Source organism: Pseudoalteromonas sp. SG45-1, assembly GCF_014164135.1.
GTDB lineage: Bacteria > Pseudomonadota > Gammaproteobacteria > Enterobacterales > Alteromonadaceae > Pseudoalteromonas > Pseudoalteromonas distincta.
Window position 1 is genome coordinate 38,842 of the sequence record NZ_JACJEP010000004.1, and the last position, 24,242, is coordinate 63,083.

A 24,242-nucleotide genomic window follows, 5' to 3' on the forward strand; every position below is an offset into this window, starting at 1 on the left:
AACTTAGTTTTGCTAAGCACGCTTCTCTTCATCGCGAAGTGTTAAAACTTCGAAGCCCGTTTCTGTTACTAGAACGGTATGTTCCCACTGAGCAGAAAGTTTCTTGTCTTTTGTTACGACTGTCCATCCATCTTTTTTAGTTTTTACCTTCTTGGAACCTTGGTTGATCATAGGCTCTATAGTAAAGGTCATACCTGCTTCAAGCACTAACCCTGTATGAGGTTTACCATAATGCAAAACTTGCGGCTCTTCATGCATTTCTTTACCAATACCATGACCGCAATATTCACGTACTACACTATAACCAGAAGATTCAGCGTGCTTTTGAATAGCATAGCCAATATCACCAAGCGTTGCTTTTGGCTTTACCACCTTAATACCTTCCCACATAGCATCATAAGTCGTTTTAACCAATCGTTTGGCTTCTGAGCTTGTCGCTGCAAAAGTATACATTTTACTTGAATCACTGATATAACCATTTTTCTCTAAGGTAATATCAATATTTAAAATATCTTTGTTTTTTAATTTATAAATATTATTGGGTACACCATGGCACACTACGTCATTAACAGATGAGTTCAATGAATACCGATAGCCATATTGGCCTTTACTGGCAGGACGAGCATGTAACACATTGGTAATATAGCTTTCTACTTTAGTGTCTATATCTAACGTAGTTATGCCCTCGCAAATAAAATCATCAAGCATTTTAAATACCTGAGCTAAAAGCTTTCCTGATTCTCTCATGAGCTCAATTTCTGCATCAGTCTTTATTGTTGCTTTACTCATGCAAAAGATCCTGAATAGTAAGCTTTTCTTTTATGAGTTGTTTTTTAATTATTTCATGGTAGGTAAGTGTCGGATTTAACTCAGCAAGCATGCCTATTTTAATCCAAAACTCTGCTTGTGAATTGATAGATCTGGACATGATATTACTCGATTTTCTAATTTCTTCATGCAGCCCATCTGATATTTTCACTATTCCCATTATATATACCATATATGATTTATGCATGTATCGTATATAATGAAAACATGGATGTCAACTTGGAGGTCTTACAATCAAAAGTGTATTTCTCGGCCACTTCACAAGAAAAATGATTAATAAGTAATACTTTATGTTTGCATTGAATTGTATAAGCAATCCTTTTAAACTGCATTGGGGCAACTGATAAATTTAATGGGTTATAATATGAGATTGAATGTGACAAGAAGTGCGACTAGTATTTTATATAGCGCTATTTTGTATTTTCACTGTATTATTTTTGCACTAGGAATGGTTGAATCTACTTTTTCTGGGTATGAATTAATGAAGGTGATAAGCCCCACGACGGCAATAATTTCACTGTTAATTGCAGGCGTTTTAGCAACCATAAAAAAAGTAAGTCTATATACAAAGAAGTATTGCATCGCAATAGCTACAGTTGCTGCATTGTGTTTTCTATTTATTCAGTTTTCTTTTTTATTTCATATGCAGGTTAATTTCGATCTGGGAAGCCTTGATAACAACCCATTTACTTTATCATTGTACGCCATTTTTATGTTTACTTGTTTTTCAGCAATTACTATCAAAGCTTTTCATAAAAATATAAAAATAAATGAAATGAAAAAAATAAAATTAGTCGTATTTATAGTTGTATTAATCGGTTCAACTGTGTGGCATCAGTCAACTTTGAATCTAGTCAGAACCCAAGATGCTAATGCAAGAGAAAAAATACACTTATTAGAAACAATGATAAACCGCTCTTTGGCTTCACAGAAAAAAGCTCTAGCTAGAATAAAGACTAGAGTAGAAAAAGTTAGTTTTGAAGATTTTATGCGTCTAATTAATATAGACTCAAAAAATTACATTAGTGATTATAATATAATCAAAGGTGTTTTAGTTCTTGATAATGAATTAAATTATATTTCAGGCGATAATTTTTCTAGCAGTTTTTACTTAAATGGAATGCTAGAAAAACCTACAATAAAATTATGGCTTAAAAGAGATATAGAGGAAGTCCAATTTGCAGCTAACTCATTAACTCTAGACTCCGATATACCAATTTTAATGTTTTTAGCCCCTGTTAAACTTGCGAATCAAAGTCGTTTTTATATATTAAATTTACTAGATATGAACTTATTATTAGAGAAAAGTTATTTAAAATATCTTAGTCGGTATGATACATATTTAGAATTAACTCCAAATGTATACTTTTCACTAGACTATAAAAATAAAACTCAGTCTGATTTAAACAAGCTAACTAGCCGTTATAACCATTTTATCACTGAAAAAATAAATGTGATGGGTTTAGTTGAACATAATGTCTATACCTTTATCAATGACTATGAAGCAATACACATTGATACTATAATTGATCAATTAATATTATGGTTTACGTTTCTATTTATATTTATTTTTGTACTGGTAGCTGATTCATCAAGAGCCTTAGAGTTTAGTACAAAGCATGATGAATTAACTGGTTTACTGAGATTGAAAGCTTTGGAAGAAGAGTTTCTGCAACTTAGCTCGGTTAGAGGATATAGTAATTTTGCAACTGTAATAGTTAAACTAGATTTTTATGAAGAGATACATAACTCTTTAGGTTATGAAATCAGTGATAAAATTCTGAAAAAAGCTTCTGAAAGAATAAGTATAAATGTTGACAACCGAGTATTAATTTCTAAGGGAATTAACGATAGCTTTGTTTTATATTTTACAGATACTACACCAGCTATCCTTGAGCAAAAAATTGAGGCTCTAATACTCGATTTATCTAAAGCGTACTGTATAGACACATTTGACTTCAATCTTACTGCAAGTGCTGGAGTGGTATTTTATCAAACCCCCGAATTATTTAATTTTAAGCTTAACCTTCAGCAAGCAAATATAGCCCTTGAAAAATCTACAGAGCTTGGAGGGAATCAAATACACTTTTATCAACAAATAATGGATGATAAACACAGCGAAAAAATTATTATCCGAAATAATTTACACACGGCTCTAAAGAACAACGAATTAGAAGTGTTCTACCAACCTATACATAACTTGAATGGGAACCAAATTGTAGGTGTTGAAGCGCTAGTTAGGTGGTGTTGTAACGGTGAATGGATCTCTCCGGCAAAATTTATCCCTGTAGCAGAAACTACGGGTCAAATAGTTCAAGTAGGTAAACAAGTTTTAAATCAAGTCCTTCACGATATAAAAAAACATTCGCAACTGCAAAATATAACCGTAGCAGTTAATTTTTCAACCAAGCAGATTATTAAAGACAATTTTTCTATCGACTTACTCCATTTACTTACTCAAAATAACATCACATATAAAAATTTCACTGTTGAAGTCACTGAATCCTCCTTTCAAGAAAAGACATCTATAGAGAAAACATTACTTGAATTAATTAATTCAGGTTTGAATGTTGCTATAGACGATTTTGGGACTGGTTTTTCAAGTTTGTCATATCTTGCTAATCAGCCCGCGAACATTATTAAAATTGATCGAGAGTTTACTCTTGGAGCGGATAAAGATACGAAAGAACGAAAGCTTTTAGATACCATTATCAAAGTTTGTTATGACTTAGGCAAAAAAGTAGTAGTAGAGGGGGTAGAAGATGAAAAGCTAATTACACACTTATCTAGATATAAAGGTATTAGGATTCAAGGATACTTTTTCTCAAAGCCGCTTCCTGTTGACCAACTTATTGAATATATTCGAGCCATACAATACAAATAATATTAGTAATTTATGTTGTCCTCTAAAGTTTCTAATACATATTTCGATTAAGCTTGTTTTATTTAGTGCTTAATACTAATTCATTAAATATAACCTTAAAATAACTTACTACCTAATGGAAGAACACAGCCATATAAAGTTTTTTTATATGGTTTTTCTAAAAAGTTCAAAAGAACATAATCCTTGAACTCATAGCTATTAACCGCCTTAGCTTAAATCAAATCACCTTAACACCCTTAAATATATTTCATGTACATTTTATAACCAAGAAGTGCTAGGTTAGTGGTAAATTAATTGAAGGAAATAATTATGAAATTAGAGTCATTAGCACTGCACCACGGTTACGAATCTGAGCCTACGACCAAATCGGCAGCCGTGCCTATTTATCACACTTCTTCTTATACATTTGACAACACGCAGCATGGCGCTGATTTATTCGATTTAAAAGTACCTGGAAATATTTACACCCGCATAATGAACCCAACCAATGCCGTACTTGAACAACGTATTGCCGCGATGGAAGGGGGCATTGGTGGGCTGGCTGTTGCCTCAGGGATGGCGGCTATTACGTATGCTATTCAATGTTTGTGTGAAGTCGGTACTAACATTGTGAGCACCAGCCAAGTATATGGCGGCACGTATAATTTATTTGCCCATACATTACTACGCCAAGGTATTGAAGCACGTATGATTAAAGCTGATGACTTTAGCGCATTCGAGGATGCCATTGACGACAGCACCCGTGCTGTTTTTTGTGAATCTATTGGTAACCCGGCAGGTAATATTGTTGATATTGAGCGTTTAGCACGTATTGCACACAGCAAAGGTGTGCCGCTTATAGTTGATAATACCGTGGCTACGCCGTATTTATGCCGTCCATTTGAGCTGGGCGCCGATATAGTGGTTCACTCACTGACAAAGTATATAAACGGGCACGGTACTGCTATTGGCGGCATGATTGTCGACTCAGGAAAATTTGATTGGAAAGCAAATGCTACACGTTTTGCAATGATGAACGAGCCCGATCCGTCGTACCACAATGTGGTTTATACCGAAGCTTTTGCTGAAGCTGCATTTATCGGTCGCTGCAGAGTAGTGCCACTTAGAAATACCGGCGCAGCGCTTGCCCCTAAAAACGCATCTGACATTTTAATCGGCCTTGAAACCTTAGGCTTAAGAATGGATCGCCACTGCGAAAATGCACAGCACTTGGCTGAGTATTTAGAAAATCATCCAAAAGTGCTTTGGGTTAATTACGCAGGGCTTGAATCAAGCCCGTATAACGAAATGAGTCAGAAAATTACCAGTGGTAAAGCATCGGGTATTTTAAGCTTTGGTATTGCTGGTGGCCTAGAAGCAGGTACTCGTTTTATTGATGCGCTAAACATGATTTTACGCTTAGTTAATATTGGCGATGCCAAGTCGCTTGCGTGCCATCCTGCGTCTACTACACACCGCCAATTAAATGATGAAGAGCTTGCTAATGCGGCTGTAAGTCGCGATTTAATTCGTTTATCGGTTGGTATTGAGAACATTGCAGACATAATTGCTGATGTAAGCCAAGCGCTCGATAAGGCTTAAAATTAAATTATTTAGAAATGCTTGTTCAACTTTACTGTAAATACAGTATCGTTGGTTAAAAAGGTTTAAGTTTTCTAAACCTTTTTAACCAATCATTTAGCAACAGTTTAAATACAGGCGGTAGGCTAAATATTTATTATTTTAACTTAAATAAAAATGGCTAAAAGTAGTGATTTTTCACAATAGTTGGTATGTTACAAGTAACATTTTATTTAATTGTGTGTGATGAAAAAAAACAAACGTTCTTCTCTTCAAGATATTGCCGATGCGGTTGGTGTAACCAAAATGACGGTGAGTCGTTATTTACGTAATCCCGAAAAAGTATCAGAGTCTACTCGCACTAAAATTAGTGCAGCTATTGATACGCTAGGTTACATTGCAAATAAAGCCCCTGATTTACTCTCTAATGCTAAAAGCTACTCTATTGGTGTACTAGTCCCATCGTTAACGAACCACGTATTTGCTCAAGTTATAAAAGGTATTGAAGATGTAACAGGGCCTGCAGGATATCAAACAATGTTAGCCCATTATGGTTACAACCCTGAAATTGAAGAAAAGCGGGTTGAGTATCTATTGTCGTATCACGTTGATGGTTTAATTTTATCAGAAACCACACACACAGACAGAACGCTAAAAATGATTGAAACGTCAGGCGTACCTGTGATTGAAATAATGGATACTCATCACTCTCCTATGCAGCAAGCGATTGGTTTTGATAACGTTAAAGCCGCTTTTGATATGACGACGGCACTTTTAAATAAAGGCTATCGCAATATTGTTTATATAGGTGCAAGGCTCGATGTACGAACACGCCTAAAATTTCAAGGTTATTCAGATGCTATGTTAGCTAAAGGTTTTACGCCTAAAAGTGTGATGACTGATCAAGCTTCATCTTATAGTTTAGGTGCTGAACTTTTACAAAAAGCGCGTACTGACTACCCAAATACTGACTGTTTGTTTTGTACTAATGATGATTTAGCAATTGGGGCTATTTTTGAATGCCAGCGAAACAACATTTTAGTGCCTAGCCAAATGGGGGTTGTGGGTTTTCATGGCCATGATATTGGCCAGGCAATGGTGCCTCAATTAGCAAGTGTGATCACCCCTCGTTATCAGATAGGTAATGTTGCGGGAAGAGAGTTGTTGAGCCGGATTAATTCCGATTTAGATACTAGCATTAATTATAAGCAAGTAATTGATACTGGTTATATAGTTCATCTAGGTGAAAGTGTTTAAATACTCTAATTATATGAGCCTAATTACCTGTGCCTAATTACCTGAGCCTAAATATCAAAAGGCTCAGGTAATTTTTATATGTGTGATGATAACTCTACATACTGTAATTTTACAAAAACAGAGAAATAATCATAGCGATAAGTGCGCCAACAGTACCAATAATAGTTTCCATTACCGTCCACGTTTTAAGAGTTTGCATTTCGCTCAAACCGAGATAGCGACTCGCTAACCAAAATCCTGAGTCGTTTACATGGGAGAGCACAATAGAGCCCCCACCAATAGCGATAGTGATAGCGGCAAGCTGCGCTCCATCAAGGCCTAAAGGCTGAAGCATTGGAATAATTAGGCCACACGCTGTAAGCATAGCTACTGTCGCAGAGCCTTGAATAACCCGCACAGCGGCTGATAATACAAAAGCGAGTATTACAATCGGTAATCCTGAGCCAGCTAAGTAATTACCTAGTGCAGTACCTACTCCTGAATCAACTAATACTTGTTTAAATACCCCACCGGCACCAGTGACAAGAATAATAATTCCTGCAGGTTGTAAGGCACTACCACAAATTTCCATGATTCTAGCATTAGGGACACCGCGCCTTGCACCGAGCAAATAAAATGCCATTAGGCAGGCAACTAAAATTGCTGTAAATGGATGTCCTATAAAGGCTAACCAATTATATAAATCAGAGTCTCTTTCAACAAAGCGACTACCAATAGTATTTAAACTAATCATAATTAACGGCAGAGCAATTAAACCTAATGCTAATCCAAAACTAGGCGTCCCTTTACCAACTCTTTGGTTATCGTCGATTTGTTCGTGCTGTGGGAGTTCTACATGAATAGATTTAGAAATAATAGAGCCCCAAATTGGACCTCCTATAATCATTGCCGGTATGGCAGCAATAAGGCCAAATAAAATCATATAACCATAGTCAGCGCCTAATTGAGAGGCAACCAAAATCGGCCCTGGCGCAGGAATAAGAAACGCCTGACAAGATGCTATCCCAGCAAGTAGCCCAATACCAATTTTAACAACGCTGCCACCGCCTTTTCGTACCACAGCAAAAACAATACCGATTAAAAGTACAACGGCTACATCAAAAAAGAGGGGGAGGGCACAAATAAAGCCCGTAAAGGTAAGCGCCCAATTAGCGTTTTTTTCTCCAAAACGGTGTAAAAGTGTGTGGGCAATGCGATCCAGCGCGCCGGTTTCTTCCATTACTTTGCCAAACATGGCGCCTAAAGCGACCACCACCGCTACAAAGCCTAGTGTTCCGGCCATTCCTTTTTGAATTGTAGCGGCAATTATTTCTGGGCTCATTCCTGAGAATAATCCTGCAATCATAGAAACAAGGATCAAAGAGACGACAGCATGTAGTCGTACTTTCATTACTAAAAAAAGCAATAAAAATATGGAGCCTACCGCTGTTAGTATTAATGATAAATCTGACATTTTTCCCTACTTATATTCAGTGTGAATTATGATGTTTAGTGTGTGTTTAACTTCACTTTCGTATTTGTTACGCGTAACATGTTACCCGTAACTCAATATAATATATACATTGAAAATAATTAATTATTAAATTAAGGCGAGGGTAAATACATGAGTAACACAAATGTAGGTCGTATTTATATTGTAATGGGGGTTTCAAGCACAGGAAAGTCAAGTGTGGGTGATGCATTAGCAAAGCGCATTGGCGCTAAATTTATCGACGGAGACGACTTACATCCCAAGGCTAATATATTAAAGATGTCATCTGGGCAGCCTTTAAATGATGCTGATCGTGTGCCTTGGCTCGAAAGAATACGTGATGCTGCATTTAGCATTGAAAAGAAAAATGAAGTCGCGGTAATAGTCTGCTCAGCATTAAAAAAGAAATACCGAGAACAAATATGTGATGGAAATATAGGCATTACCTTTTTACATCTTTTTGGTGATTTTGAGCTGGTTAAAAGCCGTATGCAAGACAGAAAAGGGCATTTTATGCCTGTTGATTTACTCAAAAGCCAATTTGAAGCGCTAGAAGTTCCAAAAGAAGATGAGCCCAATGTTATAAATATAGATATTAATAACTCATTTGAGCAAGTAGTCGAAAGCTGTATTAGCGCAACTAAAATGAATAGCCACAACAAGTTAAAAGTTTTTAGTTAATCAATTAACTGTTACTTTTAACATTTAGGGGCTTTATTTGTTATGAGTTAGCGTCTGCTCGTGGTGTTTCTAAAATCGCTTTTTTTTCATCTTCAGATAATATTATCCAATCAAAAATTTCTTCGTTAGTACGCCCACAACCGGTGCAGTAACCGCTGCGCCTTTCGCATATTCCTAGGCAATCAGTTTTAAATTTAGATTGTTTTTTGTTTTGATTTAATTGGCGCATATTAAAGTCCTAGTGGTGGTGCAATTTCAAAGCGAGAAGAAAACCCGTTACCTTCTTGATTAGTAGAGAGTGTAATGACTGGGGTTTTAGTATCAAGTACAAAGGTGCTGTAAATTGAACTTGCTGTTTCTTTTTGGCTTTCCAACCAACCTGTTTTGGTTAAGCATTGGCGCAATTGCTTAGCCAGTTTTTGATGAGACTTTATTGTTTGCGTTTGTGTTTTAACAGGTGTTTGGCATTGGTAGCTTGCTTGCTCTGACTTATTTAAAGTAACCGTACAGTTTGCTCCAATCATATGAGCACTAGTACGCCATTGATTAGTAAACTGGTTATTTACTTTATCTGTTTTGATTGAATTAAAACCAGACTCATAACTGCTTATAAGGTTATTTATGGTGCTGCATTCATCGGGTGTTACTGTGGTTTTTACAGACTGATTCGTTGTAGTAGTAGTGGTTGTTGTAGTTGTAGTCTGATTAGTTTTGCTGGTACAGCCCGCTAAAATAAACGCGACAATAGAAGGAATAATATAGTTTTTCATAGTTCACAGTAACCGAGTAATTTAGCCACGCACTATATCACACGTGATTTACTGTAAAAATAAAAAGGCCCATATAAATATGAGCCTCTTTGTTAGTCACAACTAATGCTATTTATGGCGACCTTGCAAGCATTTAACTACATCTTCAAGGGCTAAGCCTTGGCGTTGTAGTAATACAGTCAGGTGATAAATTAAATCAGCAGATTCGTTTGTTAGCTCATCGTTATCGTGTTTCATAGCGGCAAGGGCAACTTCTACGCCTTCTTCACCTACTTTTTGACAACTACGGCTTAAGTCTTTTGCAAATAATGACGCTGTGTAGCTTTTTTCAGGGTCGTCATTTTTACGCGCAACAATCACATCTTCTAACTGTGCTAAAAAGCTTAAACTTGGTTTTGCTTCATCACCAAAACAGCTTTGTGTACCTAAGTGACACGTTGGGCCTTCTGGGTTGGCAAGTACTAAAATTGAATCGTAGTCACAATCTGTATGCACAGATACTACGTTTAAGTAGTTTTCTGATGACTCGCCTTTAGTCCATAAACGCGATTTTGAACGCGAGTAAAACGTTACCTTATTGGTATCAAGCGTAACAGCGAGTGCTTCGCTGTTCATAAAGCCTTGCATTAAAATAACACCAGAGCGGGCATCTTGAATAATCGCAGGGATCATATCACTTTTAGCGAAATCGACCTGAGCTTGGTTTTGTTGTGTTACTTGCATAATCTTGCTGCCACTTGGTTATCTGTTAAAAATTTTTTTAGTTCGCCAATGTTAATCACATTTTTATGAAAAACGCTGGCAGCTAATGCACCATCTACTTTGCTTTGTTTAAATACATCAACAAAATCTTGCATACTACCCGCACCGCCAGAGGCGATTAAAGGAATGTCACACAGCTCGCGAATTTTACTTAGTTGCTCGTTGTCGTAACCGTTACGAACGCCATCTTGGTTCATACAGTTTAATACAATTTCGCCTGCGCCTAGGTCTTGTACGCGTTTAACCCATTCTTGTGTTTTATAGCGCGTACGGCTTGATGCATTAGGATCGCCGGTTAATTGGTAAACTAAATACTCGCCGGTAATTTCATCAAAAAAGCTGTCAATGCCGACTACAACACATTGCTTACCAAACTCATCGTGTAATTCTTTAATAAGTTCAGGACGCGCAATAGCAGGGCTGTTAATGCTTATTTTGTCTGCGCCGCGCTCAAGTACCCGCGCTGCATCAGCCACTGATTTAATACCGCCCGCTACACAAAATGGAATATCGATATTACGTGCAATGCTCTCTACCCAGTTTACATCAAGTAGGCGTTTTTCAACGCTTGCACTGATTTCGTAAAAAACCAGTTCATCGGCGCCAGCTTCGCTGTAGGCTTTAGCCATTGTTAAAATATCGCCAACTATTTCATGGCCTTTAAACTTTACGCCTTTAACTACTTGACCGTCTTTAACGTCTAAACACGGGATTATGCGTTTTGATAACATGCCAGTGCCTCCTCAACGCTAAATGCGCCATCAAGCAATGATTTACCTAAAATAACGCCGCCCACACCAAGCTCTTTAAGCTTTTTAATGTCATCTAGTGAGCTTACGCCACCTGAGGCTTGCACTTTAATTGTGCTGTTATGGCGAGTTAAATCTTCGTAAAGCTCAAACGATGGACCCGTCATGGTGCCATCTTTACTGATGTCCGTGCATAAAAAATCAATAACACCTAAGCTTACATAAAAATCTACCAGCTCAAGTAAACCAAATTCAGATTCACTTAACCAACCGTGCGTTGCTGGTGCCCAGCCCGTGGCTGTTTTATTTACATCAAGAGCAATTACAAAATGCTCTGCGCCAAATTGCTCAATCCAGGCTTTTACTTGTTCGCGTTTTTCTACTGCCATTGAACCAATAACAACTTGGTTTGCACCGGCTTTTAGCCAATCACTTACATCTTGCTCTGAGCGAATACCGCCGCCCACTTGGTACGGTACGTTAAGTGCTTTGGTTGCAGCTTGAATATGTTTCCACTGTTTTTTACTTGGATCGCGTGCACCTTCTAAATCCACAAGATGTAGTTTACCTGCGCCACTGTCGGCGTATTCTTTTAAACGCGCGCCAAGTTCGAAAGGGTAAAACTGTGCTGTGTCGTATTTACCTTGGTACAAGCGCACAATTTGATTTTGTAATACGTCTAATGCTGGAATAATCACAAATAATCTCTTTTTTGTTAGTTAATGGGCAGCTTACAATTGCCAATCAACAAAATTTTGTAATAAACGTGCGCCAACTTTTGCGCTGCGCTCTGGGTGAAATTGCATGCCTGCGTAGTTGTCTTTAGCAACAATGGCTGAAAAGGTTTGACCATATTCGCCGCTCACTAGTGTGGCGTCGTTTACGGTGTGCGCAAAGCTGTGAACAAAATACACTTGCTCATCAAGCGTTAGCCCTTTAGTTAATGCATGCTCTTTGTTAACGCTTAAGTTGTTCCAACCCATATGCGGCGACGTTAAATTGCCTACATCAAGCGCTTTTACTTGTCCTGGTATTTTACCTAGGCACTGTACGTTACCTTCTTCGGTGCTTTCGCACAGTAACTGCATACCTAAACAAATACCCATAAGCGGGCGCTGGTATTCATTTATAGCTTGTTGCCAACCGTTATCGACTAGGCGTTTCATAGCAACCGATGCATGGCCTACACCTGGCAATATAGCGCGCTCAAAACCCGCTAATTGCTCTGGTGATGTTATTACTGTTGGCGTTTGGCCTAAGCGTTCAAACGCAAAGCGTACGGAATTAATATTGGCACAACCGGTATTAATTATGGCAATCATAAACATCCCTTAGAGCTGGCTGTTTGTTGGGTCGTGTCTTGTGCTACGGCCATACGAAGAGCACGTGAAAACGCTTTAAATAAGCCTTCTACTTGGTGATGACAGTTACCGTCGCTTACCGATAAAATAAGGCTAATAGCGGCGTTATCACTTAAGCTTTTGAAAAAGTGCTCAACCATTTGTACGTCTAAATCGCCAGCTTTTTCGCGACTAAAGTTAGCGTTTAATACAAATGATGCACGGCCCGATAAATCAATTTGTGCTTCGGCTTTACACTCGTCCATAGGAAGCGCAAAACCATAGCGTGCAATTTGAGATTTGGTGCCAAGCGCTTGTTTAAGTGCAACACCAAGAGCAATACCAATGTCTTCAACAAGGTGGTGCTCATCTATGTGTAAATCGCCTTTGGCTTTAATGTTTAAACCAATGTTTGCGTGGGTGCGAATTTGATCTAGCATGTGATCAAAAAAGCCAAGTCCGGTGTCTATGCTGCCATTTTTAGTTTGATCTAAGTTTATGGCTACATCAATTTGGGTTTCTTTAGTGTTGCGTGTAACACGACCTTCGCGGTTTGCGGTAGTCAATTTTGTCACTATCGCACTCCAATCGCCGTCGTATAAAATACCTTCACAACATAAGTTTTGAGCAAGGCCAATATCGGTCTGGCGATCGCCAATAACAAAAGAGCGCGCTAAGTCTACTTTGCCAGAGCGCATAAGCTCGGTAAGTAAGCCCGTTTTAGGTTTACGGCAATCACAGTTTTGCTCATCAAAGTGTGGGCAAATTAATACTTCGTCAAAGCTAATGCCTTGGCTTTGCATTATGTCCATCATTTTGTCTTGTGCTATGTCAAAATCAGCAGTAGGAAAGCTATCTGTGCCTAAACCATCTTGGTTAGACACCATTACTAAACGGTAACCTGAGGCTTGTAATTGTAATAACGCAGGAATAACACCAGGTAAAAATGCTAGCTTTTCAAGGCTATCTACCTGTTTGTCGGTAATTGGCTCTTCAATAATAGTGCCGTCGCGGTCTATAAATAAATAGGGGTTACTCATGATACTTCGTTTCCTGCTAAAGATGCTGCGGTAGCCGGCGTTTGTAAGCCATCTAACCAAATTTTTACTTGTTCAAGTTCTTGTTCACTGCCAATTGAAATTCGTAGCCAGTCGTCTTCACCGTATAGTGTAAAAGCGCGCATAACCAAACCTTGCTCAAGTGCAATTTTAAAGTAGTTTTTGTCGGCTAATTTTAAAGTAACAAAGTTACCTTCACCAGTGAGAATTTTTAATGCAGCAGGGGAGGCGTTTAGCCAATCTACCAACTTAGCTTTTAAGCTATTTAGAATAGTAACTTGGCGGCGCATTGATGTAATTGCATCGGGTGCAATTGCTTGCGCTGCAATACTTGCTACAACACCTGATACCGGATACGGCGCAATGACTTTACGAATTGGCGCTAGTACGCTCACTTGTGCAAGCGTAAAGCCTGTTCTGAGCCCTGCTAGCGCAAAGGCTTTAGAAAGCGTACGCAAAACCACTACATTACTAAACTCATTAATAAGTTTAGTCGCGCTTTGCTCTGGGCAAAACTCTATATAGGCTTCATCAACAATAACTAATGCTTTACCTGCAAGTGCTGTTGCAATCGCTTTTACTTTATCAAGTGGCGTTAAGCTGCCAGTTGGATTATTTGGGTTACAAATAAATACCAGCTTTGAGCTGCCAACAGCTGCAACTATTTCATCAACACTGCCACTTAATAATAATTCTTGTGTAAGCGCGTTAATACTAACGTTGTGTGTATCGGCGGTAACTTTGTACATACCGTAAGTTGGTAAAAATAGCGCAATACTATCTTTAGCTGGCTCACAGTATGTGCGCACTAAAAGCTCAATGCCTTCATCTGCGCCGCGCGTCATTAATACATTTTCGCTTTCAAGATCTGTATAAGCTGCGTACCTGTCAATAACCAGTTGCGGTTGTGGGTCGGGGTAGCGATTTAAATCCTCAATACTCAGTTCAAGATTTTTAGCATACGGGCTTTCGTTAGCATTTAGCCACGTAGTACCGGTTAGCTTTTCACTTTTTGCAGAGCTGTATGCAGCAAGGGCTGCAATATTCTTAGGTAATAAGCTAGACGCTTGTGCGCTCTCATTGCTCATTTTTAATTGCCTCTAAACGAATTGAAACCGCATTAGCGTGGGCATCAAGGCCTTCTGCATCTGCAAGTGGTAAAATTGCTTTTGAAAGCTGCGTTAAACCACTTTTAGTAATTGTTTGCACTGTGTATGTACGGAAAAAATCAAGCAAGTTTAAACTCGAGTAAGTTGCACTGTAACCATATGTTGGTAACACGTGGTTAGTACCCGATGCGTAATCGCCTGCAGATTCTGGTGTGTAGTCACCTACAAATACTGAGCCTGCATTTTTAACTTTATCTAGGTAAGGTGTTGCATCGCCTAGTTGTAAAATTAAATGCTCTGGGCCGTATTGCGCCGATACATCAAATGCTTGCTCAACAGAATCAACCAAAATAAGTGAAGAATTAGCGAGCGCTTGCTCGGCTGTTTCTTTGCGGCTCAAATTAGCTAACTGGCGTGTAAGTGCCTGCTGAGTTTGTTCTATAATACTTTCGCTGTTACATAATAAAATAACTTGCGAGTCTGCGCCGTGCTCTGCTTGTGAGAGTAAATCGGCGGCTATAAATTCTGGGTTTGCACGTTCATCTGCAATAACTAATACTTCAGAAGGACCTGCTGGCATATCAATTGCCATACCTGGGATAGTTTGCGCAACGAGCTGTTTAGCCATTGTTACGAAGCTATTACCTGGGCCAAAAATTTTGTTTACTTTAGGAACCGATTCGGTGCCATAAGCCATTGCTGCAATTGCGCCTGCGCCACCACTTTCTATCAAAGTAGTAATGCCACATAACTTAGCTGCATATAAAATAGCAGGGTTAATTGCTTTATCACCTTGTACCGGCGTAGCTAGTACAACGGTTTTAGCGCCGCTTAACTGTGCTAATACACCTTGCATAATAACCGACGATGGCAGTGGAGCACTGCCACCGGGTACATAAATACCGACTGCTTCGATGGCTTGATATTTCAGTTCACATACAACGCCTGGTTGGGTTGATAATTTAATATCTTTTGGCAACTGCGCTTCGTGAAAACGTTTAACATTTGCATAAGCGGTGTCAATTGCGTATTTAAGCTCTGCACTTAGTGCTTGCTCAGATGCGTTAATTTCATCTAGCGGTACGCGCAAACGTGGGTTAGCTCTATTATCAAACTCTTTGGCCATGCTAAGTAAGGCCTCATCGCCTTGCTCTTTTACATTAGCTAAAATAGTTTTGCATATTGCTTCAACCTTTGCGCTTACAGAAACTGCAGGGCGCATTAGCGCCGCTGCTTGTACTTGTGAAGATTCCTCATTCCAACGAAGCATGGTACTTACTCCATCATTTTTTCAATTGGCATAACTAAAATAGAGTTAGCGCCTAGGGCTTTTAACTGCTCCATTGTTTCCCAAAATAATGTTTCGCTGCTTACCATGTGCAGTGCTACGTATTCTTCATTACCCGCAAGGGCAAGTAGAGTCGGTTGACCAGAACCAGGTAAAATTTCACAAATTTCATCAAGTTTGTTTTTTGGTGCGTGTAGCATGATGTATTTGCTTTCTTTAGCTTGTCTAACACCACGTAGGCGCGGCATAAGCTTATTGATTAGTGCTAGTTTGTCAGCGTCTTGCAGATCTTTATTTTGAATTAAACATGCGTTTGATTCTAAAATTGTATCACCTTGAATTAAGCCGTTAGCTTCAAGTGTTGCGCCAGTAGATACTAAATCACAAATTGCATCAGATAAACCTGCACGTGGTGCTACTTCAACAGAGCCAGTAAGCATTACTGTACTTGCGTTGATGCCTTCGCGCTTTAACCACTGAGTTAAAATTTCTGGGTAGGTAGTTGCAATACGTTTGCCTTCAAACCAGCTCTTATCGCGAGCGCCTAGCTCTTGTGGCCAAGCAAGTGCAAGACGACAGTAACCAAAATCTAGTTTTGAAAGTTTGTTTACTTCGCTTGGAACACCTTGGCGTTCACGTTCTGCTTGAACTTCTACTAGTACGTTTTCGCCAACAATACCTAAATCACATACACCGTCCATTACTAAACCAGGAATATCGTCATCGCGCACACGTAGTACGTCAATTGGCATATTAGTTGAGTGTGCAATTAAGCGTTGTTCACGAAGGTTAAGTTTAACACCTAACTGTTTTAACAGATCTTGACAATCTTTAGATAGGCGGCCGCCTTTTTGGATGGCGATACGTAGACGATTTGTGTTACTCATTATTCATTTTCCTTTAATTTAAAAACTAAAAACCCCGAGGGGAACCTCAGGGCGAAAATGAATCAATGTTTTTTGAATCGCCAGAGGTTCCTTTTAGGAATAACCTCTCAGCGAAAGACCTGACAGGTTATTCCGGTGAATGGTGGTGATGATGTACTGTTGTCAGGTTTAAGCGCATTTTTTATCCTATTTAACTGCTCGTTGTTATAGTAACGTTCAGTTGTTATCTGTTTAAATAAATTTCGCATTCATAAAAACATAAACAGCCATATTATGGCAAGTTTTTTTTAGCTTAATTAAAGCATATCTTATAACTGTCGATAATATTAAGAAGGGAAGTGCATTTTTTGCATATATTTGTTTGTTTATTAGCCAAACCAAGCGTTTAGATAATTTAACAGTAAACTAAGGAAGTGTGTATGGATATCATGATTCCTTATTTAGGAAGAATAACCAGACTAGAAGTTGAGTCAAAAAGTGCTTTTCATATTGCGGGTGTGCAAAGTGGATCGGCCGCTGAAAAAGTTGAGCTAGAGAATAAAAAAAGGCGTGAGTTACAAAAAAAGAAAAAGCTCAATATGCTTGACGACCAAAATAGTAAAAAAAAGTCTAACGTAGATGATGACGAAAACCCCCATTTAGATACATGGGCTTGATAATACCAATTTTACTAAATACATAAGCAATTAACTAAAAAGGCCCTTGCGGGCCTTTTTACTATGTATTTTGCTTATGCCAATTAGCTTAAACTCTTAAGCAGATAGGCATTACTATTGGTTTTTGCTTTTAAATATATAAAAGCTAAATATAGCGAACACACATACCTGAGCTACAATACCTTGCCATGTTGACTTAATACCAAGCCATGCTATTTCAAAGCTCATTGGTAGCGACGCAATACCTATTATATCGGCCTCTTGTAATGCAATAACGGCTTTGCCCATAAGCACAAACGAGAGTGCAAATAATAGGTAAGTGGTAATTGCAAAAAACTTAGCAACCGGTAATTTAATTGAGTACTTAATTAATACCCACGTAATAATAGCCAGTATTGCTACAGCTATCGCGAAACCCGATGCAATAGATGAATATTGAGCAGGCGAGCTTTGCGTTAATAAAGACTGATAAAACAATACGGTTTCGAATACTTCTCGGTACACGGCAATAAAAGAAAGCCCCGCTAATCCCCAAAGTGTTCCCGACTCAAGACGCTTATCTATATTGTCTTTTATATATTTTTGCCATTGTTGCGCACTTGTTTTACTGTGCATCCATACGCCAACATACAGTAAGATTACAGCGGCAAACAATGCACCAGCACCTTCCATAACTTCGCGACTTGCACCACTTATTTCTATTAATGTTTGCGCAGCAGCCCATGTTAAGCCACCGGCAATAAGTGCGGTTACCCAGCCAACATGTACGTATTTAAGCGCATCTTGACGTTTCGTTTTAATAAGCACAGTCATAAGGGCAATAATAACTAAGAGTGCCTCTAAGCCTTCTCGCAGTAATATTATTAAACTCGCTGAAAGTAGAGCGCCATCAGTTAGCTTGGTTTCGTTTAGCATGCTATCTGCTTTAGCGAGTTGTGTTAGTGCGGCATTTACTTTTTCGGCAACGACGGCTGTATCTTTTTCGTTTTTGAATGTTTGGCGTAGGTTCATCAGTTGTACTTCGATGTTTTTACGCAGTGTTTCGTCGTAGGCATTTAAGTTGTTTTCAACAAGCTCAAAGCCATCTAAGTATGCGCTAATTGCTAAATCACTTGCTTGTGAGTAATTGCCTTTAGCATGCGCAGCTTGCGCTGCAAGTAACTGCGTGCGAGTAACTGTTATCGGATTTTTGTTAGCGCTAAATAATTGCTCTGGATTACCACGAAGCCATTTAACGTAATGTGCTTGTGCCTCACTTTGACCTGCCGATAATTGTGCAGGGTTTAGGTTTACAATCTGCGAAGCGGTAATGTTTTGTTCTACATTTTGTGGTTTTTGAACATCTTTAAATGCCAAGCTACCTACATAAAAAGCTAAAGACCATCGTTGTTGTTCATTAAATTGGGTAAAAGCAACCATAGGTGTGTCGTCAATGCCGTTACTTACAGCGTCAAATAACCCCATTAATGAGCGGTTTGTTGCGCGCTCTTCGTCGGTAAAGTTGGTAGGCTCTGGCGATAAATTTTTTGCAAGCGGACCGTCGCCTTGACCACTAGGGCCGTGACACATTGAGCAGTTAGTAGCAAAAAGCGCTTTAGTTTGCTCAACCGGAAGCAGCGATGTAGGTAACGATAGTTGTGGCATAAATGTAAGCAGCGACTCACGAAGCGCTGAGCTTGCTGCACGTACATCGGCAACACTCGCTTTATTGGCAATCGCTGTATGCAGTGTTTTAGCTTGTGCCTTTACTGTATCAAACTCATTGGTTTGGCTTGATAGCTGTCCAGCTTGCTCAATAATAACGTGCGAAAATTCAGTCATTTCTTGATATTCGTCGGGGTCTAGTATTTCACCATTTCCAACAGCTGCCACGTAATCTACACCTACATACTCTGCAAGCTGTGCAATTTGTTTTATTTTTGTTTGCTCATTAGGTGAGGCCGACACATTAAAGCTTGCCATAGCCATTATAAAAAGCACAATAAAACAATGAAGTTGTCGTTTGCCCAGAGATACCAAATTTAAAAACACGTGAGAATTATTTTTGGACATTGAAAAGCCCTACAGAGGAAAAGCCAAAATTATAATTGTTTTCATTTGCATTTCAAGCGGATTAATTTAAACAAAGAAGATAAATAAAAAGGATAACAATTTATAGAACTTTAAAGTGTTTTTGTAACACGTGAGTAACAGTAACCAAGTGATTTATATAATAACTTGGTTACTGAGTTGATTGCTCACAAAGCATTTATTACTTTGCTTGCTCAGCTGATTTAATACTGCTTTGAATAAGCGGTGAAATAGTTAAGCCTTGTACAATAATAGAAAATATAACCACAACGTAGGTAACAATCACGATTAGGTTATGTAGGTCAGAGCCACCTACAAAAACTTGCTCGCGTGGAATTGCTGCCGCCATTGCCAGTGCAAGACCACCGCGTAGCCCACCCCAGGTTAAAATTTTAACACTGTGTTTATCGTAACTTCTAAAGCGTTTAAAGATGACAAAGGGTGCGCCTACGCTAATAAAGCGTGCTAGTAATACTGCAGGTACCATTAGTAAGCCTAAGCCAATTTCACCAAGCGTGATTGGCATCGTCACTATTAGCATACCTATTATTAAAAACAGTAGGGCATTTAAAAAGCTATCGGTTGCATGCCAAAAATCTTTTACGTAACGAGTGTCTTCAGGCCCCGTGCGCTCAGTTGCTTTAGTACGAGTAATGTTACCCATTAATATGCCGCTTGTTACCATGGCAAGTGCGCCTGATATTTCCCAAATATTTGCAGCAGCAAAACCTGCGGTAGGAATAGTTAAGGTTATCAATAAGCGAATGTTTACATCGCGGCTGTTAATAATTAAAAAGTGGCCAACCAAAGCGATAACCAAACCAAACGCAATGCCGCCTAGGGCGTCTACAAAAAAGAGTTCTGCTATATCGCCAAATTGTGCATCGGTGCCATAAAAAGCAACCGAAAAAATGGTCGTAAATATTACTAAACCAATACCGTCGTTAAATAGTGACTCACCTTCTACTTGAACTGAGATTCCTTCTGGCGCTCGCATTTGTTTAATAATTGCAAGTACGGCAATAGGGTCGGTTGGGCTAATAAGCGCGCCAAATAATAAACAGTATATAAACGGTACATCAAAGCCAAATAAGGCAAATAGATAAAAACTCAAATAACCAACTACAAAAGTGGAAGCAATAGTAGAAAATAGCACTAGTGCGGTTATTTCCCAGCGCTGTTTACGAAGCGCCATAAGGTTAATTTCCAATGCGCCAGCATAAAGTAAAAATCCGAGCATACCTTTGAGTAATAACTCGTTAAAGTTAATACTGGAAACAATTTGGGTCATGGCTAACGCATTTTGATCGCCTAATAATTTAACGGCAATAATCAATAATAAAGAAATAACAACTGAGCCTGTAGTAATGGCAATTGTAGTTTGCATTTTGAGGATATATTGGTTTGCAAAAGCAATAAAAATTGCAATGGCAGAGAGAAAACAAATGAGATACCAAGCATTCATTGGCTAACCTTACTATTTTTTTAACGACACACGAAAAAGAGGATTATAAACCCGCGTATGGTACTCCTGTAATATTTCAGAGTCACAGTTTTTATGCCTAAATATAGCTTTTAATACGGATTATTTTTAGTAAGAGTTAATAGAAAATTAGGCTTTGTAAATATTGTCATTATTAAATTAAATGTACGTTATAAATACACAGTGTATTGTAAAATCGAATGATTAATCTCACTATTAAAGTGCGTATTAATTCGTAAAGTAAAAGTGGGTTTTGTAATTACTTGCCCTTAATGCTTTGCTTACGTAAAATCCCGCTATTATTTATTTTAAAGTGATTGGTATTATCAAACAGCTGTTTAGTGCAACCGGGCCTTTAGCGTTATCTTTAGATGGGTATACGCCTCGCCAACCACAAATTGATATGGCAGTAGCTGTTGCGGATGCATTAAAAAACAGTTCGCAATTAGTTGTTGAAGCAGGCACGGGTACGGGTAAAACATTTGCATATTTAGCCCCTGCACTTAAGTCAAAAGGGCGCACGATAATATCAACAGGTTCTAAAGCTCTACAAGAGCAGCTTTATCACCGAGATTTACCGCAACTAGTTAAAGCTTTAAGTGCTTCAAAAAAAACCGCCTTATTAAAAGGGCGCGCCAATTACCTATGCACCTACCGACTTAATCAACATGTTGCACATGTACCTACTGACGACTCCGACGTAATGCATCAACTAGCTATGGTAGCTAAGTTTGCAAGCGAAACACAATCGGGCGATTTGGCCGATTGTATAGGTATAGAAGATGATGCCAAAGTACTGCCTTATGTAAATTCAACAGCCGATAATTGTTTAGGTAAAGAGTGTCCAGATTTTCAAAGCTGTTATATACGCAAAGCACGTTTAACTGCGGCCGATGCCGATGTGGTTGTAATTAATCACCATTTGTTTTTTGCTGATATGGCTGTAAAAGAAAGTGGCTTTGCTGAACTTATGCCAAAAGCCGACGCATATATATTTGATGAAGCCCATCAGTTAAGCGAAATTGCCAGCGATTACTTTGGTGAAAGTGTTAGCACTAAAAAGTTGGTAGATTTAATTAATGATTTACGTGCTATTTATAGAGCTGAAATTCCCGATATGCTGCAACTTGGTAAAAGCTTAAACAAGCTTGAGACAAGCGTTGCTGATTTACGTTTACAATTCGGTGTTGATGGCAGCCGTGGCGATTGGCGAGAAAAACTAAGCGATAAACAAATTTGCGCGGCGCTCCATCGTGTGATCAGTGATTTAGATTTTGTTTATCAAGTACTCAAGCTTTGCCTAGATAGAAGCGACAAAATTGAGCATCCATTTGAACGTGCACTTGCGTTTAAAGGGCTGTTAGAGCGGGTTTTTGATACAGCCCAAACCGGCTTTAGTTATTGGTATGAAACAACGCGCCGTTATTTAACAATTAATATAACGCCATTGAATGTATCAGCTAAGTTTGCTCAAATGATGCAAGACACGGGCGCAGGATTTGTATTCACTTCTGCAACACTTTCGGTTGATAACAAACTAGAGCATTTTAATGCAAGCCTAGGTTTAAAGCCAAAACAAAGCATGATGGTAGATAGCCCATTTGACTACCCTAATCAGGCGCTGCTGTGTTTACCTCGCTACTTACCCGAATCGCATGCTGATAATATGCCACATGCAATTGTAAAACTAACGCTTGAGCTTATAAAATCAGCACAAGGGCGTTGTTTTGTGTTATTTACTAGCTATCGAATGATGCACTTAGTGGCCGAAGGGCTAACTACACAAATAGACTACCCAGTTTATATGCAAGGGCAAATGTCTAAGCGTATAATTTTAGAGAAATTTACTCGCCATGGTAATGCGGTATTACTCGGCACGGCTTCTTTTTGGGAAGGTGTCGATGTACGCGGCAGTACATTAAGTTGTGTTATTATAGACAAATTGCCATTTGCAGCCCCTGACGATCCATTGCTACAAGCTAAAATGCAAGATTGCCAAATGCAGGGAAAAGACCCTTTTTCACACATACAATTACCGCAGGCTGTAATTGCGCTAAAGCAAGGTGTAGGGCGTTTAATTCGAGATAGTAAAGACAAAGGCGTACTTGTAATATGTGATAATCGCTTAGTTACACGCCAATATGGCCAAGTATTTTTAAAAAGCTTACCACCGATGCGCCGCACGCGAAGCTTAGAAGATGCCAATACATTTTTAAAACAAATTAATTAGAGTACTAAAATGATCAAAAGTAATATCCTTGCCCTTGATGCTTCAACTGAAGCACTTTCAATTGTTTTACATTACCAGGGCCAAACGTTTCATCATTTTGAAGAGTGTCCGCAGCAGCACAGCCAAAAAATACTTCCACTTGTGGATGAACTTTTAACTAAAGCAAACTGTAAATTAAAAGACTTAGACGTAATTGGTTTTGGCCAGGGGCCAGGTAGTTTCACCGGTGTACGTATTAGTGTTGCTATAGCGCAAGGCTTAGCGTATTCAACTAATTTGCCGCTTGTTGGTGTGTCTACACTGGCTACTATGGCTCAACAAACGTTTGAACAAAAAGGCAGCCTGAGTGTTTATCCAAGTATAGATGCGCGTATGGGGGAGATATACTTTGCACATTACCAAGCGCAAAATAATCTAATGCTTTTAGTTAACCAAGAATGCGTTATAAAACCTGATTTACTAAATAATGACTATATAGCGACCACTGAGCCATCTGTAGCTGTGGGCACGGGCTTTAAAACCTATCCTGATGCGCTAAATGACTTTGAAAACGTGACAATTAATACTGATATTACATTGCCTGATGTGCGTTATATGTTAGCGCATGTTGAAGCCGCGTTTTTAGCGGGTGACGTTGTAAAAGCGAGTGACGCTCAACCTAAATATGTGCGAGATACGGTAACGTGGAAAAAGCTACCAGGGCGTGACTAATCATATTATTTGCAAATTGGTTGTTTTTAAATCATAATTTTATACAATATTAAGGTTGGAGACGCGTAATGACGCTGCCTATTGGTTCAGGTTTTTTTACCGGGGATATTCCGGGTAGGGTTAGCCCTACTAAAGTTGTTACTAATAAACCACAGAGTTTATTAGACCAGCCGGCTTCTCAAAAAACGAATACCGATTATGTAAAAAGCAGTGTCGAGGGCGTCGAACTTGCTAATCAGCTGTTTAAAAGCAGTGCTAAAAGCAATGAATACAGCCAAACAATTTACGACCAACCGACAGCTCAAGTAAGTAAAGCGATTTCTACTTATACTGAATTTGCTAATTTAGAACGTAGAGCCGAAGTACAAAATTTAATAGGTGTTGATATATACGCTTAAAGCTTAATTGAGCGCTTTAGATAAATACAGCGATAAAATTCAATAAAAAG

The 24,242-nt window shown here is 38.8% G+C and carries 23 protein-coding genes; 8 read left to right on the top strand and 15 right to left on the bottom strand.

Annotated features, from left to right (window positions below):
• Positions 1–12 precede the first annotated feature (12 nt).
• Entirely contained in the window at positions 13–789 is a 777-nt protein-coding gene (gene map, locus H5117_RS05110; protein ID WP_024605997.1) for a type I methionyl aminopeptidase, read from the bottom strand.
• The gene (locus H5117_RS05115) at positions 782–988 is read right to left on the bottom strand and encodes a ParD-like family protein (RefSeq protein ID WP_024596935.1); all 207 of its coding nucleotides are present in this window, start codon (positions 986–988) and stop codon (positions 782–784) included. The genes map and H5117_RS05115 overlap by 8 nt, the downstream gene beginning before the upstream one ends.
• Positions 989–1,192: 204 nt before the next feature.
• On the opposite strand from H5117_RS05115, the gene H5117_RS05120 reads away from it, so the two are divergent.
• From H5117_RS05120 to gntR, 3 genes are all read left to right on the top strand, one after another.
• Positions 1,193–3,712: a bifunctional diguanylate cyclase/phosphodiesterase gene (locus H5117_RS05120; RefSeq protein ID WP_220491760.1), complete on the top strand. Its 2,520-nt coding sequence runs from the start codon at positions 1,193–1,195 to the stop codon at positions 3,710–3,712.
• A 309-nt stretch (positions 3,713–4,021) separates the two neighbouring features.
• Positions 4,022–5,293 carry an O-acetylhomoserine aminocarboxypropyltransferase/cysteine synthase family protein gene (locus H5117_RS05125; RefSeq protein WP_182736419.1) on the top strand — a complete coding sequence of 424 codons (1,272 nt, stop codon included), beginning with the start codon at positions 4,022–4,024 and terminating at the stop codon, positions 5,291–5,293.
• A 225-nt stretch (positions 5,294–5,518) separates the two neighbouring features.
• Complete coding sequence (gene gntR, locus H5117_RS05130) at positions 5,519–6,529, top strand: gluconate operon transcriptional repressor GntR (protein WP_182736422.1); 1,011 nt, start codon at positions 5,519–5,521, stop codon at positions 6,527–6,529.
• A 109-nt stretch (positions 6,530–6,638) separates the two neighbouring features.
• On the opposite strand, the gene gntU is transcribed toward gntR, so the two are convergent.
• Positions 6,639–7,982, bottom strand: a complete 1,344-nt coding sequence (gntU, locus tag H5117_RS05135) for a gluconate transporter (RefSeq protein ID WP_182736424.1) — start codon at positions 7,980–7,982, stop codon at positions 6,639–6,641.
• Positions 7,983–8,132: 150 nt separating this feature from the next.
• Between gntU and H5117_RS05140 the strand changes: the two genes are divergently transcribed.
• The gene (locus tag H5117_RS05140; protein WP_182733016.1) at positions 8,133–8,681 is read left to right on the top strand and encodes a gluconokinase; all 549 of its coding nucleotides are present in this window, start codon (positions 8,133–8,135) and stop codon (positions 8,679–8,681) included.
• Positions 8,682–8,721: 40 nt separating this feature from the next.
• Here H5117_RS05140 and H5117_RS05145 read toward each other — a convergent pair whose 3' ends face one another.
• The 10 genes from H5117_RS05145 to hisG all read right to left on the bottom strand — a co-directional run bounded on the left by H5117_RS05145 (position 8,722) and on the right by hisG (position 16,644).
• Positions 8,722–8,910 carry a DUF1289 domain-containing protein gene (locus H5117_RS05145; protein ID WP_165723885.1) on the bottom strand — a complete coding sequence of 63 codons (189 nt, stop codon included), beginning with the start codon at positions 8,908–8,910 and terminating at the stop codon, positions 8,722–8,724.
• 1 nt (position 8,911) lies between these two features.
• Positions 8,912–9,451 (bottom strand): hypothetical protein, encoded by a 540-nt coding sequence (locus tag H5117_RS05150; RefSeq protein WP_182736426.1) that lies wholly within the window; start codon positions 9,449–9,451, stop codon positions 8,912–8,914.
• Positions 9,452–9,559: 108 nt separating this feature from the next.
• Complete coding sequence (hisIE, locus tag H5117_RS05155; RefSeq protein ID WP_007376299.1) at positions 9,560–10,174, bottom strand: bifunctional phosphoribosyl-AMP cyclohydrolase/phosphoribosyl-ATP diphosphatase HisIE; 615 nt, start codon at positions 10,172–10,174, stop codon at positions 9,560–9,562.
• Positions 10,165–10,944 carry an imidazole glycerol phosphate synthase subunit HisF gene (hisF, locus tag H5117_RS05160; RefSeq protein ID WP_182720313.1) on the bottom strand — a complete coding sequence of 260 codons (780 nt, stop codon included), beginning with the start codon at positions 10,942–10,944 and terminating at the stop codon, positions 10,165–10,167. The genes hisIE and hisF overlap by 10 nt, the downstream gene beginning before the upstream one ends.
• On the bottom strand, positions 10,926–11,660 hold the full coding sequence (locus H5117_RS05165; RefSeq protein WP_002960267.1) for a 1-(5-phosphoribosyl)-5-[(5-phosphoribosylamino)methylideneamino] imidazole-4-carboxamide isomerase: 735 nt from the start codon (positions 11,658–11,660) through the stop codon (positions 10,926–10,928). The genes hisF and H5117_RS05165 overlap by 19 nt, the downstream gene beginning before the upstream one ends.
• Before the next feature lie 33 nt (positions 11,661–11,693).
• Positions 11,694–12,284 carry an imidazole glycerol phosphate synthase subunit HisH gene (gene hisH / locus H5117_RS05170; protein WP_002960265.1) on the bottom strand — a complete coding sequence of 197 codons (591 nt, stop codon included), beginning with the start codon at positions 12,282–12,284 and terminating at the stop codon, positions 11,694–11,696.
• Positions 12,281–13,342, bottom strand: a complete 1,062-nt coding sequence (hisB, locus tag H5117_RS05175; protein WP_182720314.1) for a bifunctional histidinol-phosphatase/imidazoleglycerol-phosphate dehydratase HisB — start codon at positions 13,340–13,342, stop codon at positions 12,281–12,283. Before hisB ends, hisH begins: the two co-directional genes overlap by 4 nt.
• Positions 13,339–14,448 carry a histidinol-phosphate transaminase gene (gene hisC / locus H5117_RS05180; RefSeq protein WP_182720315.1) on the bottom strand — a complete coding sequence of 370 codons (1,110 nt, stop codon included), beginning with the start codon at positions 14,446–14,448 and terminating at the stop codon, positions 13,339–13,341. Before hisC ends, hisB begins: the two co-directional genes overlap by 4 nt.
• The gene (gene hisD, locus H5117_RS05185) at positions 14,438–15,739 is read right to left on the bottom strand and encodes a histidinol dehydrogenase (protein ID WP_024597350.1); all 1,302 of its coding nucleotides are present in this window, start codon (positions 15,737–15,739) and stop codon (positions 14,438–14,440) included. Before hisD ends, hisC begins: the two co-directional genes overlap by 11 nt.
• A 5-nt stretch (positions 15,740–15,744) precedes the next feature.
• Positions 15,745–16,644, bottom strand: coding sequence for an ATP phosphoribosyltransferase (gene hisG / locus H5117_RS05190; RefSeq protein ID WP_002960257.1), 900 nt, complete (start codon positions 16,642–16,644; stop codon positions 15,745–15,747).
• A gap of 419 nt (positions 16,645–17,063) precedes the next feature.
• Here hisG and H5117_RS05195 point away from each other — a divergent pair, with 419 nt between their 5' ends.
• Positions 17,064–17,300 (top strand): hypothetical protein, encoded by a 237-nt coding sequence (locus tag H5117_RS05195; protein WP_002960256.1) that lies wholly within the window; start codon positions 17,064–17,066, stop codon positions 17,298–17,300.
• A gap of 114 nt (positions 17,301–17,414) precedes the next feature.
• On the opposite strand, the gene H5117_RS05200 is transcribed toward H5117_RS05195, so the two are convergent.
• A complete protein-coding gene (locus H5117_RS05200; RefSeq protein WP_182716667.1) occupies positions 17,415–19,268 on the bottom strand; it encodes a cytochrome c/FTR1 family iron permease in 1,854 nt (617 codons plus the stop codon).
• Between the two features lie 283 nt (positions 19,269–19,551).
• A complete protein-coding gene (locus H5117_RS05205; RefSeq protein ID WP_182736429.1) occupies positions 19,552–20,835 on the bottom strand; it encodes a sodium:proton antiporter in 1,284 nt (427 codons plus the stop codon).
• Between the two features lie 331 nt (positions 20,836–21,166).
• On the opposite strand from H5117_RS05205, the gene H5117_RS05210 reads away from it, so the two are divergent.
• From H5117_RS05210 to H5117_RS05220, 3 genes are all read left to right on the top strand, one after another.
• Positions 21,167–23,083 carry an ATP-dependent DNA helicase gene (locus tag H5117_RS05210; protein ID WP_182736431.1) on the top strand — a complete coding sequence of 639 codons (1,917 nt, stop codon included), beginning with the start codon at positions 21,167–21,169 and terminating at the stop codon, positions 23,081–23,083.
• A gap of 9 nt (positions 23,084–23,092) precedes the next feature.
• On the top strand, positions 23,093–23,794 hold the full coding sequence (tsaB, locus tag H5117_RS05215) for a tRNA (adenosine(37)-N6)-threonylcarbamoyltransferase complex dimerization subunit type 1 TsaB (protein WP_182736433.1): 702 nt from the start codon (positions 23,093–23,095) through the stop codon (positions 23,792–23,794).
• Positions 23,795–23,862: 68 nt separating this feature from the next.
• Positions 23,863–24,192: a hypothetical protein gene (locus tag H5117_RS05220; RefSeq protein ID WP_182736435.1), complete on the top strand. Its 330-nt coding sequence runs from the start codon at positions 23,863–23,865 to the stop codon at positions 24,190–24,192.
• The last annotated feature ends 50 nt before the right edge of the window (positions 24,193–24,242 follow it).

What these genes read in the sequence shown, in the direction of transcription:
- H5117_RS05120 (WP_220491760.1), top strand. Translation starts at nt 1,193, where the DNA reads ATGAGATTGAATGTGACAAGAAGTGCGACTAGTATTTTATATAGCGCT.
- H5117_RS05125 (WP_182736419.1), top strand. Translation starts at nt 4,022, where the DNA reads ATGAAATTAGAGTCATTAGCACTGCACCACGGTTACGAATCTGAGCCT.
- hisF (WP_182720313.1), bottom strand. Translation starts at nt 10,944, where the DNA reads ATGTTATCAAAACGCATAATCCCGTGTTTAGACGTTAAAGACGGTCAA.
- H5117_RS05115 (WP_024596935.1), bottom strand. Translation starts at nt 988, where the DNA reads ATGGGAATAGTGAAAATATCAGATGGGCTGCATGAAGAAATTAGAAAA.
- H5117_RS05205 (WP_182736429.1), bottom strand. Translation starts at nt 20,835, where the DNA reads ATGAATGCTTGGTATCTCATTTGTTTTCTCTCTGCCATTGCAATTTTT.
- hisD (WP_024597350.1), bottom strand. Translation starts at nt 15,739, where the DNA reads ATGCTTCGTTGGAATGAGGAATCTTCACAAGTACAAGCAGCGGCGCTA.
- H5117_RS05140 (WP_182733016.1), top strand. Translation starts at nt 8,133, where the DNA reads ATGAGTAACACAAATGTAGGTCGTATTTATATTGTAATGGGGGTTTCA.
- hisB (WP_182720314.1), bottom strand. Translation starts at nt 13,342, where the DNA reads ATGAGTAACCCCTATTTATTTATAGACCGCGACGGCACTATTATTGAA.
- gntR (WP_182736422.1), top strand. Translation starts at nt 5,519, where the DNA reads ATGAAAAAAAACAAACGTTCTTCTCTTCAAGATATTGCCGATGCGGTT.
- H5117_RS05220 (WP_182736435.1), top strand. Translation starts at nt 23,863, where the DNA reads ATGACGCTGCCTATTGGTTCAGGTTTTTTTACCGGGGATATTCCGGGT.
- H5117_RS05150 (WP_182736426.1), bottom strand. Translation starts at nt 9,451, where the DNA reads ATGAAAAACTATATTATTCCTTCTATTGTCGCGTTTATTTTAGCGGGC.
- hisH (WP_002960265.1), bottom strand. Translation starts at nt 12,284, where the DNA reads ATGATTGCCATAATTAATACCGGTTGTGCCAATATTAATTCCGTACGC.
- map (WP_024605997.1), bottom strand. Translation starts at nt 789, where the DNA reads ATGAGTAAAGCAACAATAAAGACTGATGCAGAAATTGAGCTCATGAGA.
- hisG (WP_002960257.1), bottom strand. Translation starts at nt 16,644, where the DNA reads ATGAGTAACACAAATCGTCTACGTATCGCCATCCAAAAAGGCGGCCGC.
- tsaB (WP_182736433.1), top strand. Translation starts at nt 23,093, where the DNA reads ATGATCAAAAGTAATATCCTTGCCCTTGATGCTTCAACTGAAGCACTT.
- H5117_RS05145 (WP_165723885.1), bottom strand. Translation starts at nt 8,910, where the DNA reads ATGCGCCAATTAAATCAAAACAAAAAACAATCTAAATTTAAAACTGAT.
- H5117_RS05195 (WP_002960256.1), top strand. Translation starts at nt 17,064, where the DNA reads ATGGATATCATGATTCCTTATTTAGGAAGAATAACCAGACTAGAAGTT.
- gntU (WP_182736424.1), bottom strand. Translation starts at nt 7,982, where the DNA reads ATGTCAGATTTATCATTAATACTAACAGCGGTAGGCTCCATATTTTTA.
- hisC (WP_182720315.1), bottom strand. Translation starts at nt 14,448, where the DNA reads ATGAGCAATGAGAGCGCACAAGCGTCTAGCTTATTACCTAAGAATATT.
- hisIE (WP_007376299.1), bottom strand. Translation starts at nt 10,174, where the DNA reads ATGCAAGTAACACAACAAAACCAAGCTCAGGTCGATTTCGCTAAAAGT.
- H5117_RS05200 (WP_182716667.1), bottom strand. Translation starts at nt 19,268, where the DNA reads ATGGCTATGGCAAGCTTTAATGTGTCGGCCTCACCTAATGAGCAAACA.